Genomic DNA, 12946 nt, shown 5'->3' with positions numbered 1-12946 from the left:
AATCAAACCTCATTTTCTTACCAGCTTTTTCTATATAGTATCATATCTTTGTGAAATGAAAAGAAGGTTGCCTATTATAAGCAACCTTTGTAAGGGAACTTTAGATTATGTTACGGCATTAGATGAGTTATTACGCTTTTGTATAGCGTTTACCCCCATGATTACCGCTATTAATTCTGGTGATGTTAACGTATTAGAGTGATTATCTAATTCGTAGGCGGCGGATGAAAAAATACCACTTACTTTCTTAAAAGTCGCAATCAACGCTTCGTCTGCCTCTCGCTTGAATACATATTCCTTTGAGAACAATTCAGAATCGATAAAAAAAGTGTCCCGATCATATGCTTCATACGAATATTTTTTTGAAAAGAAAGCAAATTTCTCCTTTAGCTTCCCTAACTCTGTACCATCTCTATCTAATACTTTCCAATGAATACCTAGCATCGGAAACTTTCCACTCACTAAAACTTCTTGTTTTCCATTCAATATATCTACAGATGAAGAAAACATACTTTTAAGATCAATCTCTCCAATCTTTTCTTCCTCTTCCGTTAAAATATCCGTCTTCCCCGTAGAAAAGAATGTATCGGAAAAGTACAGTTTCTTTTGGTTCACCGAAACTCCCCCTAACTTGCTTTTAACTTATCTTACATACGGGTCAATGTTTAAAAAGATTCAAAACATTAAAAAACCACTCAAATGAGTGGTAACTATCTACTAGCTAAAACTGCTATAAATTCTCTCATATAGTCAGGTAAGTCTGGGGGACGGCGACTTGAGATAATATGTCCATCGACGATAACTGGAACATCTACCCACTCAGCTCCAGCATTGATCATATCATCTTTAATCCCTGGAGTACTTGTTACCTTTCTACCTGATAAGATTTTTGCAGAGATTAATACCCATCCGGCGTGACAGATTTGGCCAATCGGTTTTTCTGCCTGATCCATGGAACGAACCATGGAGAGAATTGATTCAAATCTTCTTAATAAATCCGGTGACCATCCACCTGGTACAAGAATGGCGTCATAATCTTCTGGGTTAATATCTGCAAAGGCCCGATCTGATTTAATAGGCACTCCATATTTCCCGATATACGTTTCTCCAGCTTTTTCTCCTACAATATCAACGATTGCTCCTTCTTCACGAAGTCGCAGAACAGGATACCATAATTCTAAGTCCTCGAAGTCATTGCTAACCAGCTGGATGATTTTTTTTCCTACTAACTTCAACCCTTCTCACTCCTTTTGTATAGTCTTACTTCTCTGGGATCTCACAAGAATCATCTGTACATACTCCCGCATCATCGGAAGACAGATTTTGAAGTGGACTATTTGCGTTCTCCTCTTCCCAAACCTTTTCTAGCGCGTTTTTAAACGTTTCCAAAGGCTGTGCTCCGGAAATACCATATTTATTATTCACAACAAAGAATGGTACGCCTGTTATTTTGTATTGCTGTGCCATTGTCTCATCGATACGAACATCATTCGCATAAAGGGTGTTATCGTCTAACACTTTCATTGCTTCTGCTCTTTCAATGCCCACACTTTCAGCAATTTCTATTAATACGTCTTTTTTAGATAACTGTTTGTTCTCGGTAAAATAAGCATACAAAAGCTTTTCAGTCAGTTCCTTTTCTTTCCCTACCGTTTTAGCATACTTGGCTAAACGGTGAGCATCAAAGGTATTACTAGGCATCATATCGTCAAATCGAAATTGTAATCCGACAGAAGCCGCTTGTTTCGCCATATTTTCATTCGCTCGTTTTGCTTCGTCCACACTCATCCCATATTTTTTTGCCAATGCCTCATGAATTTTCATAGTAGGCTCTATCGGCGAATTAGGATCCAATTCGAATGCTTTAAACTCTACCTCTACTTGGTCTTTATGTTCAAATTGATTAATTGCTTCCTCTAGTCTTCTTTTTCCAATATAACAAAATGGGCAAACAAAATCTGACCATACTTCAATCTTCATAGAAACCCCACCTACAACATAATTTATTTGCATTTATGAACATAGTTTGCAACAACAAATAGTAACTTAACACATTTGTGATTTGTTAATTGTACCCCTCCCACATTTCGCTGTAAATCATTCTGCTCACATGAAAAAATCCCACTCTACAGTGGGATTCAATGTTTATGAAAACAAGCTCTTCAAACTATCAATAAACGACTTAAAGAAATTTGCAATAGTGTCCAAAAACCCTTGGTTTTCACTAATTGCATTTTCAATACGATTTTGGATATCCTTTGATAGATCTTCAAGCTGTGATTGAACATTATCAAAATTAATATTTAGATTTCGCATTTTTTCAAAAAGGTCAATTAGTAGCTGACGATCTTCTTCACTTAATTGAACATTTAAGGTTTGGAGCTTTTCATCAATCAATTGCTCCAATTCTTCCTTTGTTGCTGGTTTTTGTTCGGCAATTTCTTTCTTTATTTCCGTTAGCAGCTCACTTACCTTATCTTCATCGAGCCCTTCTTTTTTGGCTAGATCTGTAGCTAGCGTTAGTTCTTCATTCGCTACTTCGGTACGCTCTTGATTCAGTTCGCTACCTTCACCCTCGTCGTAAGCTTTATAAATACCAACAAGAGCGGAGTGTCCACTTACCTTAACTGGAGATGCTACATCTACGACTGCGTCCTCAATCCCCGCAGTCAATAAAGCATTGGCATACATTTCACTCGTTACTTCTGTAATGTTTTCTGGTGTGACTTGGTTAATAACCAGTCCTTCCCCTTTTTCCTTACGAGTAATCTTTGCGGAGGAGTACATATTTGAGTTTTTATCTCCATCAATATAATAAACAAGGTCTTCCCCTGTTACGGTAATTTCAGTTACTTTACTTGTATCCTTCACCCCGAGCAGGTCTCTTACCTCTGCTTTCTGGCTGTCGGACAAGGCTTCACCATATACAACAATCGGAAGACCAAATTTTTCATTTATACTTTCTTCGTCATTTGAATCAGTTGAGGCATAAACCAATTGATTTGAACTGACCACTACAAAAGCTAGGGCAACCATACAAATCCATTTTATCAGCTTCATTTTCTTTCCTCCTAATAGTGTTAAGCAAGTACTCTCTATCCTATGTTCTTGACTAATTAATATTTCAATTATATCGTTTGAACAAATGAAAAGATAAATGAGTATACCAGTTGGTAAGCCTCCGCAACGGTCATATCCTCACGAAAACCTGGAAGTGTATGTAGGGAAAAATTGATATTCCAAATGCCTTCTTGCGCGTCGAACATTAAGTCTACAGGCTCTTCAGGATCTTCTGAGTGTTGTGTAAAATAGTCTCTAAGCTGTGAGGAAAACTTCTTTTGAATTTTAAGACCGAGCATTACATCGTAGGTTCCAAATAAGTCGTCAACTTCAAAGGAAATCGCATCGATTCCAATTAACGTGAACCATTTCGATTCCATATATAGAAACTCATTCATATGTTCCTTAAAATACGTAATAGGCTCATTTAAGAAGTTCGCATTTTCCTCTCCCAGAAATTCTTCTGTTTCCTTATTTGAGCGTTCCATATAGGCATCAAGAAACCTAGATTTCCCGTCAATTTTGACAACTTCCGTATCAGAGTTGGTTAATCCATTGTTTATGACAAAATCGTATTCCTCTGGATATAATTCAACCTTGCTTTGATTTTTCATTAAATTCTGTAATGATTCTTTTAACATGAGAGAATCCTCCTAAGTAATTGCTATCTTCAGTTTTTACAAACTCACTTCAATGCATACCGGGCAGTGGTCACTTCCCATTACATCGCAATGAATCTGTGAGTCTATTAAATTCGTAGCAATCCTATTTGATAAAATAAAATAATCAATACGCCATCCGATGTTCCTTTCTCGGACCTTGCTCATATACGACCACCAAGTGTACGTATCTTTTTGTTCTGGATATAAATAGCGGAAGGAGTCCACAAAGCCAGAGCTTAGCAGGTTGGACATTTTACCTCTTTCTTCCGTAGTAAAACCAGAGTTTCCAATATTGCTTTTTGGATTTTTTAAATCAATCTCTTCATGGGCCACATTTAAATCCCCACAATAAATGACCGGTTTTTTCTTATCTAGTTGAGTTAAGTAGTCAGATAATTCATCCTCCCATTGCAAACGGAGGGGCAATCTAGCTAAATCACGTTGTGAATTTGGTGTATACACATTTACTACGTAGAAATTTTCATACTCAAGGGTAATAATTCGCCCTTCTGACTGGGATTCATGTTCACCCACACCATATGAAACGGAGAGTGGTTTATGTTTTGTAAAGATGGCTGTCCCTGAATAACCCTTTTTTTCTGCGTAATTCCAAAATTGATAATAACCCTCTAACTCTAAGTCAATTTGACCTTCTTGCAGCTTCGTTTCTTGTATTGAAAAGAAATCTGCATTCATTTCATTAAAATAGTCTAGAAAGCCTTTTTTTACACAAGCTCTTAAACCATTCACATTCCAAGATATAAACTTCATCTATCTTTCTCCTCTATCTAAATCTGAGGCTCATTTTACTATAATTTATAACGTCTGTCCAAAATAAGAAAAGCGCAAGCGCCCGTTTTGCGCACGACAGGACTGGAGCGCTCTGACTGAGATAAAGGAAACACGGAGAGCGCTAGCGATCCGATGTTGACTTATCGTAGGGAAGAGAGCGAAGTACACTAGTCGCTGGGCGCTGGAGCTAGACAATGTTTAAAGTTCAATAATTTATCCTTTTTTATCTTCAAAAAAAGGATGCACGTTTCTGCATCCTCATTTTTAGGTTTGTATAAACTGAAGAATTTCCTGCTTTTTCTCCTTGTAAACTTGTCTGCCTAATTCTATTAGCCATTCAATTGTCTCTACCTGGTCAAAAGGAACTTCTTTGCCTAAATCCGTATTTAATCGTAAGTAGTTTTCTCCAAGTAAATGTTGACACTGATACGAGATAGATTCAGACGATAAATGAAGGGCAAGGTCCAAGAGCTTTGGTGTAAAGGTCATCGTATGGAACCGGAAAGGCATCCAATGCTTAATCCCCCACAAATGAGATTTTTTAGAATTGAAATTGATTTTTTGTTGACCAAGTCCAATCGATAATATTTTTATTTGTTTCATTTCTAATTCGTAATGGTTTATTGCTTCCGTAATACATACGAGTGAAGGATTGTTGGCCCAAAGGCCTCCATCAATGGTAATGACTTGATTATTTATATTGTTAGGTGGAAAATAAATAGGAGCAGAGCATGAGGATAGAACAGCGTCCCAGAGCTTTATATGATCATTTTCGCCTTTTTCATGAATGGCATAATGCGATCGATGAACATATGGTTTCCCTTCAGTTACATTAACTGCAGGAATTAAAAGTGGAATACCTACATCAGCAAGCGATTGCTCCTTGAAGGCTTTTTGAATAAAGCGGCGTAGATCACGATCACTATAAATACTGCGAAACAAGCCAATTCTTGCTTTTCGTTTGAAAATTTTTCTTCCATAGTGACGGTACCCCTCGAGGAGTTCATCCATTTCCCTTTTTACCGCAATGGAAGCAGCTATGATTGAGCCTGTACTTGTACCCGCAACAAGGTCAATGGAATCGCGAATGTTCGTTCCTATATCCTTTTCTAATTCCTGAAGAATGGCAACTGCAAAAACCCCTCGAATTCCTCCACCATCAATACATAACATCTTCATGTTTTCACCTTTTACAAGTAGTTTAATCTTGTTTATTAAGGCCTCCCCATTTTAGTTGTAAATGTGCTATTTCCTCTTCATATGAGACGACTAGATATCAACAGTACGCTCTTCCATTCTTTCTTAACTTCCCCAAATAGAAAAAAAACAACCATTTACATGATTGTTTTTTCGCTATAAATGATTAATTTTTTTTAGTTGCTTCAAAAACAGACACAACAGGTGGAGCATCAAGATAGGTTGAGCTTACCTTACCCCATTCTTTATAGTGCGGAGTTTCGTTATGAAACTTAATCGCTTCCATGTCCTTCCATTCCTCTAATACGACAAATGTATTAGTATCCGTGGTTAACTCATATAGTTCATATCGGATATTTCCCTCTTCCGCTTGTGAACCCTCTACCAACGGCTTAACCACTTGCAAGAATTCTTCACGTTTTTCTGGCTTTATTTTTAAATGTGCATGAATAATATTCATCATGAATGCCTCCTTTTTCAACTTCTTTTATTTTAGCAAAATTTCGGTTAAATTGGGAATAATAGCTATGAGGTGATGCATGATGAAAATAAAAACTATAGTTATTTGTTTCGTATTCTTCCTTCTAGCCCCACTTGCTAGTTTTGCCGAACAAAAGCCTGTTGAGATTTTTGATATCGAAGAAGGAAAAGTGGTTCAAGAGAGTCCTGCAACTTCTGATATTCAAAAGGAAACAGAAAAAATCATTAAAAGTATTTCAGGCGTGTACAAAAATCTAGATCCCCTTCCGAAAAAAGGTGTGATGGTCAAGATACCTCTAGATCCACCCATCACTTTAAAAAATGAATGGTTCAATGATTTTGTCAATGAAGCTGTTCTTATTTTCTCATATGAGGAGGAAGATCCATATATCCTCATTTGGGATGACGAAAACCGTCCTCACTTTTACACGTTTAAAGCACCAACAGAGAAGTTAATGAAGTTATTAAAGTATCAACCCAAAGAAAAGGAATAGAACCTAGGGCTGTTTCCCTAGGTTCTTTATTGATTGGCTATTATTGATATCATTCGGTCTTCTACTTTTTTGGCTTTATCTTCATCTATCACATTATTTATTAGGATAGAAAATATCAAGTTGCCCTTTGATTTCGTCCTTACATAACCCGAAATGGAACTTACTGTCGTTAACGTTCCGGTTTTTGCCACAACATTCCCTACTAAAGGTTCTTGCTTCATCCGATATCGTAATGTTCCACCCACCAGTTTTTCCTTTGCTCCAGCTACTGGCAAGGCACGATAATAGCTTGGAAACCAGCTTTTTGATTGAATGGAGAACAACAGCTTTGTGAGTTCATTCGGTTGTACTAAATTCACATGAGAAATCCCTGAACCATCTCTTATCACTTGGTTGGCAAATTCCATTCCAAATGGGGTTAGCTTTTCATTCATAACAGCTAATCCTGCTTCAAAACTACCCGTTCCTTTTATAACCTTCCCCATTTCCTTCATCAATAGCTCACCGTGGCCATTATTGCTAAGCTTCATAAAAGGGAGTAATAACTCTGCAAGTGATATCGATTTGTGCTCGTTGATTAAACGCGCATTACTTGGTGTCACTCCTAGGCGATATCCTTTTTCAACTTTGATACCAACTTTTTTTAACTCCTCTTCAAAAAGATGAACAACAAATTTACTAGCTTCGAAAACCGCTATCCATTCACTTTCACTTGTACCACCTTGAGGAATTTGACCAGAAATGGTAATGGTATTGGTAGAGTGATCCCTTGAGAACGTAAGGTCCTCCTTACTATCTTTTGCGCTAGTTACTGCTTCATTTATAACATGAACATATGTATTTTCCGGCTTCATCGTAAAGCTTACTTTTTCTCCCACTCTCTTTGCTGGCTTTACTTCTAATGCAACTGTTCCCGCATCATAATCCTGATCAGGCGATAAAGTTAATGCAGATATTTCTGCTCCATAATAGGCTTCTTCATCGCTCCAAGGCATATCAATAGAATAACGAATATCATCATACCTTGTATCGTCTCCAAGGATTTGTCCACCAATTCTTTTAATTCCGATCTCTTTGAGGCTTTGAGCAAAAGCTTGTAAATCAGCTTGCTGTAGGGTAGGGTCCCCACCTCCCTGTAAAATAACATCTCCCTTTAGAACTCCTTTTTCAATCGTTCCATTTACAAAAAGCTTGGTAGAGAAAGTATAGTTTTCTCCAAGCACTTCCAAAGCACTAGCCGCCGTGAATAACTTTAAATTGGAAGCAGGTCGAAGTCTGGTTGATCCGAGATGATCATAAATTAATTCACCTGTTTGTTGGTTTCTAATACTCACACCTACCATTGCTCCTGCTAAAAGTGGCTCTTCATTAATAAACGAATCCAATTGCTGACTAAGAACTGAGTCTTGAGTATTTGCTTTTACATGGGGAGCAGTAGCAGTGAGAGCAGGTAATAACCATGTAAATAGTAGGCTTAAGACGATGACTATGATTTTATACCGGTACAATATCTCTGCTCCTTTATTAATCGTTTCAGTCCTACTAATATATGTTATAGAAATTCAATCTATGTAAATCTACTCTATTTTTTTCATTACCATACGCTCCCAAAGTCGCCATGGAAGACAGTTCTTTACGAACAAAGTAAATCTTACTCCCTTTCCAATTGGGTACCTTAGCTTTGTCGAGGATTGTTTGCAGATTTTTATAATGAGATTAGCTACCTCTAATGGGTCGCCATATGAGGCTTCTCCCTTTTCCAGATGTAACGATAGTTTTTTCATATAAGAAAAGTAGGGTGAATGCGTCTGCAATGATTTATCTGTTATATGCTTTCCAGACGACCAAATACTCGTTTGAAAAGAACCGGGTTCCACTAACACCACATCAATACCAAAAGGCCCTACCTCCAATCTTAAGCTCTCGCTCCATCCCTCTAACGCATGTTTGGACGCTACATAGGGTGATAGTCCCGGAAAACCAACTCTTCCACTAATACTGCTAACATTAATAATTTTCCCGTTCCTTAGTTCTCGCATATAAGGAAGGCATAATTGTGTGACAGAAATCGCTCCGAACACATTCGTTTCAAACTGCTGCCGATACTCTTCGATCGGTATCTCTTCAGAAAATCCAGCGCCAGCATAACCTGCGTTATTGACTAACACATCTACTCGACCAAGCTCTCTAAGTTTCTCTTTAAATACTAGTAAAGAATGGTCGTTTGTTACATCCAAAGGAAAGACCTCTATAAGTTGTGTAACCCTTGCTTCTCCTGCCCTCTCTAGTAAAGCTAACTTTTTATCTACATTTCTCATTGTCGCAACTACATAATAATTCTGTTTAGCTAGCTCAATACTGGTTAGCATGCCAAAACCACTTGATGCACCTGTAACAACAGCTATTTTTTTACCGATCATAAATGTCCCCCATTTGCTTTATATAGCTTATTTTAGCAAAAAAAAGCCAAGGACCCATCATTAGGAACCTTGACCATTTTTATCGTAGAAAAAGGAAATGACTATAGAAAAAGAAAGATGACAACTTCCTCGAGTATAAGCCATATACTTTTCTAAGAGCATGCGAAAGTAGGTGGCGGTTTGTCTCACAATCAAAAGGAAATATTTCTGTTTCAAAACCTTCAAGAAAATCATATGTCATTTGAAGATATATTTGAAAGAATTATTACGTTTATGCAGCTGCACCCCAGTGGTAACTACCGACTGATGGTTGGTACAGACTCACAGGTTCATCATAATCGTACCCTTTTTATAAGTGGAGTTGTCATTCAAAACATCGGTAAAGGTGCCTGGGCCTGTATTCGGAAGGTTGTAGAACCTAGAGAAATGAAACAGCTTCATGAGAGGATTTCCTATGAAACGACTCTTACCGAAAGAATTGTGTCCCTATTTACCGAAGCACATAAAAATCGTCTTATTGATATCGTTCTTCCCCATATATACCATGGTGCCTCGTTCACGATGGAAGGACATATTGATATTGGTTCAGGTCAGCGAAACAAAACCCGTGAATATGTGGAAGAAATGGTCACAAGAATCGAATCAATGGGTTTTGAACCTAAGATCAAGCCTGACTCCTTCGTTGCCTCCAGCTATGCAAATCGTTATACAAAATAATCTTTATGATCTTTTATAGCGTGCTGAATGGCATTGGTCACAAATAGGAAATTCATAATTCCATGGCAAATGACGTCCACAACTACGGCATTTTTTTGCAAATGAACCAACATCTGTTTGAAGCTTTTCATGGACCTCGTCACTCAACTCATCCCTTACTCTTTCCCAATAAATTGCCTCCGTTCTCCGATCTAACCGATATAAAAACAATAAATGTAATCCTAATTTTTTATACGATAACTCGAGGTCCTCCAATGTTCGCTTTTTTATATTTGGCTCTGGCAGGTCTTCGTTATTGATGATTGCAAAAATCGTTTCATACCATTGCTGAATTAAGGCTTGCTCCCTTGATGCAAACGGAAGATGTAAAAATCCATATAAATCCTGTAAAGAAAGACGGGCTTCAATTTCAGTTTCTTTCACAATGTTGTATAGCTCCCGCTCTTCAGCTAAGCTTGCCTTTTCCGTACCCCTTGGATTTTTAAAGCGATCCCATAATTCAAAAAAAGTACCAAGATCACGATAATACGTTTGAAACCTTTCCAACACTCCGGTTGTAGGGGCAATTGCAAAAGTATGAACTGGTTCATCTTCTTGTTCTAGTTTCCTTCTCATAAGCCGGATATCCTTTGTAAATGCCACTTTTCCAACATCATAAATCCCTTTTCTGCCTGCCCTCCCGGCAATTTGCTTGATTTCCTGTGAAGTTAAAAGCCTTCTTCTTGTACCATCAAATTTCTCATTTTCTAAAAATACAATTCGACGTATCGGTAAATTAAGACCCATCCCAATTGCATCCGTTGAAACAATGACCTTCGACTTTCCTTCAATGAATTGTTGAATTTGTTTTTTTCTTGTCTCAGGGGGCATGCTTCCATAAATCACACTGACCGAATGACGATCGTTTTGAAGTCTTGATGCCGTTTCTAACACTCTTCGACGAGAAAAGCAAATTAGTGCATCGCCCTTTCGCACATGTTTGATGGAAAATTCATTTCCTTCCACCTCAAGCGGAATGTCCCGTTTATATTCATGAATTTCCGCTTTCGATTCTCCTAGTAATTGTAAAATCATATTTTTCGAATTTCTGCTACCTATGATATGAACTTCTCGAGCTCTTGCCTTCGTAATCGCCTTAAACCACGAAAACCCTCTATCCTTATCAGTAATCATTTGAGCTTCATCAATAACTATACAATCGTATCGATCTTTTTCATGGAACATTTCAACGGTTGAAGCAATGTGGCTTGCTCCTGGAGTCAATTTCTCTTCTTCACCTGTTTTTAAAGAACATGGTATGCCTTCCGCATTTAATTTATCATATACCTCAAGTGCAAGAAGTCTAAGTGGTCCAAGGTAGAGGCCGCTTGTTGCTTTTTTCATTCTTTCAAGAGCATGGTGTGTTTTACCCGTATTTGTTTCTCCTACATGGATGACATATTCAACATTTGGATCATAGATCACTCCATATTCCCTGCCAAATATATCGTCCATCATCCGCTCTTCTTCTTCGATCTTTCTTTGTCGTTCAGCCTCCTCCTCGGCTTTCCGTTTCTCTCTTTCTGCTTTTTGATCTTCATATAATTTGCTATGAAAATCAAGATCATAAGGTGTATCCACTGCTTGTAACAAGTGATCAATATATTCATCTTCTAATTCAGAAAGCATTTTGGAAAATAGAGATTCAAGCTCTTCTTCCACAAGCTCCTTCATCTTTGATTTCGAAAGAGTTTGGCCAGTTAGCTGGATATAATCATTTTTCGTTTCATCATCAAGATTTGTCATCACTTTTGATGGAGCAAGAGACAAAAGATTTTTCCAAACGAAGGAACTATATAAGTCGCCATAGGTTTCATATTCATAATAAAACCTGCCATCATAATTCGTTTTTTGAATATCCCCTGTTAGCTCATCCAAAAAGAGAGAAAAGGACTGTTCACGAAGTTCCTCAAAGCTTCCTTCTATTTCAAGCTTCTCTTCTAATGCATATGTATCAAGCCTTTTATATCTAGGCTTGGATTGAAGATCTGCTTTCATCTGTAATCCAACTATATATCTAATATACAAATAAAGACCTTGATAGCCGCTAGAGAATACATCCGAAGCCTTTTCCTTTATCGCTTCTAGGACAGACTCCTTTTTAATTAATTTCTGAGTCGCTTCTTTTCTTTTTTGAACCTGCTCCATTGTATGGTCATATAAATCATTCCATTTTTCGAATTCCTGAGCATATGTTTCCTCGAGCCAGTCAGTCACTTTAAAAGGGGCATACTCTCTGACTTCTGTTCGAAACAGGTGGTCAATCATTTTTCTAGCCATTCCCTCTGTTTCAATCCCACGGTCCTGCAAAAAATCCTTTTTATCTACTCGGGGAACCTGGTTAGACACTCTTGTAAGCCAAACATTTACCCATATTTGATCCAAATAATGACCCCTTGCCCGTAAATACTCCTCAAAGTTAGGCCTCTCTTCCTGTTGCTCGAAGAATGACTCTATATCCTGATGGATTTTCATTTTTGTATGTACAATACTTTCATCATGTATTTTTTGTAATAACATTTTTCACCCTCCAAATAACCATCTAATCAATTAACCATACCATTATTTAATATTGTTTTAAATCATATGGCTTTTTATCCTATTATTGACCTTTGCGTACTATCAAAAAAGATGCTATGATTATTTTGCTCCCTCCGAACATTCGCTTGTTGCGGGACACTTAACCATGTACGGACGGAGGGAGTTGGTGTCTGCTTAGCAGACACCATTTTTAATAACAAAAGGGGCGAATTTCTGTGAGTGTACATAAAGCTTTATCTGATCATGCGAAAAAACTAAACGCTATTTTAACCCAATACGCAAATCTTGACCGTGAACGGGAATTCTACATAGAAGAAGCATTATCTCTTTATGAAAGAGGCCTTCCCTTCACTACCGATAATATTAATTCTATTACGATTCAAATGAACAAACTTTCTAATAAAATTGAAAATCTTCCACCTCGAAAACTTGTAACCAAGGAAATGGTCGAAGAATATGCAAATAGACGAAAATAAGTGAAGCAGAAGGCCGTGACCTTCTGCTTTTTGTTTTTTAAAAAATTGCACTTCTTTTGGCGAAATAA

Annotated in this window: 14 protein-coding genes; 3 read left to right on the top strand and 11 right to left on the bottom strand. The window is 37.5% G+C overall.

All coding sequences use genetic code 11. The annotated features are described in order from the left end of the window. Positions 1 to 105 precede the first annotated feature (105 nt). From ACGLXV_RS07165 to ACGLXV_RS07130, 8 genes are all read right to left on the bottom strand, one after another. Positions 106 to 615, bottom strand: a complete 510-nt coding sequence (locus ACGLXV_RS07165; protein WP_391558077.1) for an LURP-one-related family protein — start codon at positions 613 to 615, stop codon at positions 106 to 108. Positions 616 to 710: 95 nt separating this feature from the next. Beyond that, entirely contained in the window at positions 711 to 1235 is a 525-nt protein-coding gene (locus tag ACGLXV_RS07160; RefSeq protein WP_119708638.1) for a type 1 glutamine amidotransferase domain-containing protein, read from the bottom strand. A 25-nt stretch (positions 1236 to 1260) separates the two neighbouring features. Further along, positions 1261 to 1980: a DsbA family oxidoreductase gene (locus ACGLXV_RS07155; protein ID WP_391558076.1), complete on the bottom strand. Its 720-nt coding sequence runs from the start codon at positions 1978 to 1980 to the stop codon at positions 1261 to 1263. A gap of 165 nt (positions 1981 to 2145) precedes the next feature. Then, complete coding sequence (locus ACGLXV_RS07150) at positions 2146 to 3060, bottom strand: DUF1002 domain-containing protein (RefSeq protein ID WP_391558075.1); 915 nt, start codon at positions 3058 to 3060, stop codon at positions 2146 to 2148. Positions 3061 to 3128: 68 nt separating this feature from the next. Further along, positions 3129 to 3701 (bottom strand): branched-chain amino acid aminotransferase, encoded by a 573-nt coding sequence (locus ACGLXV_RS07145; RefSeq protein WP_391558074.1) that lies wholly within the window; start codon positions 3699 to 3701, stop codon positions 3129 to 3131. Between the two features lie 36 nt (positions 3702 to 3737). After that, complete coding sequence (locus ACGLXV_RS07140; RefSeq protein WP_391558073.1) at positions 3738 to 4493, bottom strand: exodeoxyribonuclease III; 756 nt, start codon at positions 4491 to 4493, stop codon at positions 3738 to 3740. 285 nt (positions 4494 to 4778) lie between these two features. Further along, positions 4779 to 5693 (bottom strand): CBASS cGAMP-activated phospholipase, encoded by a 915-nt coding sequence (locus ACGLXV_RS07135; protein WP_391558072.1) that lies wholly within the window; start codon positions 5691 to 5693, stop codon positions 4779 to 4781. 184 nt (positions 5694 to 5877) lie between these two features. After that, complete coding sequence (locus tag ACGLXV_RS07130) at positions 5878 to 6174, bottom strand: putative quinol monooxygenase (RefSeq protein WP_391558071.1); 297 nt, start codon at positions 6172 to 6174, stop codon at positions 5878 to 5880. 76 nt (positions 6175 to 6250) lie between these two features. Here ACGLXV_RS07130 and ACGLXV_RS07125 point away from each other — a divergent pair, with 76 nt between their 5' ends. Next, positions 6251 to 6685 carry a hypothetical protein gene (locus tag ACGLXV_RS07125; protein WP_162927773.1) on the top strand — a complete coding sequence of 145 codons (435 nt, stop codon included), beginning with the start codon at positions 6251 to 6253 and terminating at the stop codon, positions 6683 to 6685. A gap of 26 nt (positions 6686 to 6711) precedes the next feature. Here ACGLXV_RS07125 and dacB read toward each other — a convergent pair whose 3' ends face one another. Both dacB and ACGLXV_RS07115 read right to left on the bottom strand, forming a co-directional pair. After that, positions 6712 to 8193 (bottom strand): D-alanyl-D-alanine carboxypeptidase/D-alanyl-D-alanine endopeptidase, encoded by a 1482-nt coding sequence (gene dacB / locus ACGLXV_RS07120; RefSeq protein ID WP_391558070.1) that lies wholly within the window; start codon positions 8191 to 8193, stop codon positions 6712 to 6714. 69 nt (positions 8194 to 8262) lie between these two features. Beyond that, on the bottom strand, positions 8263 to 9102 hold the full coding sequence (locus ACGLXV_RS07115; protein WP_391558138.1) for an oxidoreductase: 840 nt from the start codon (positions 9100 to 9102) through the stop codon (positions 8263 to 8265). A 237-nt stretch (positions 9103 to 9339) separates the two neighbouring features. Here ACGLXV_RS07115 and ACGLXV_RS07110 point away from each other — a divergent pair, with 237 nt between their 5' ends. Continuing rightward, entirely contained in the window at positions 9340 to 9822 is a 483-nt protein-coding gene (locus ACGLXV_RS07110) for a ribonuclease H-like YkuK family protein (protein ID WP_119710614.1), read from the top strand. A gap of 3 nt (positions 9823 to 9825) precedes the next feature. Here ACGLXV_RS07110 and ACGLXV_RS07105 read toward each other — a convergent pair whose 3' ends face one another. Continuing rightward, entirely contained in the window at positions 9826 to 12381 is a 2556-nt protein-coding gene (locus tag ACGLXV_RS07105; RefSeq protein ID WP_391558069.1) for a helicase-related protein, read from the bottom strand. Between the two features lie 236 nt (positions 12382 to 12617). On the opposite strand from ACGLXV_RS07105, the gene ACGLXV_RS07100 reads away from it, so the two are divergent. Next, on the top strand, positions 12618 to 12878 hold the full coding sequence (locus tag ACGLXV_RS07100) for a DUF2533 family protein (RefSeq protein ID WP_391558068.1): 261 nt from the start codon (positions 12618 to 12620) through the stop codon (positions 12876 to 12878). Positions 12879 to 12946 lie beyond the last annotated feature (68 nt).

The organism is Robertmurraya sp., assembly GCF_036676585.1.
Lineage (GTDB): Bacteria > Bacillota > Bacilli > Bacillales > Cytobacillaceae > Robertmurraya_A.
Note: the sequence above shows the minus strand (reverse complement) of the source record. Positions and strands in the feature narration are given on the sequence as shown.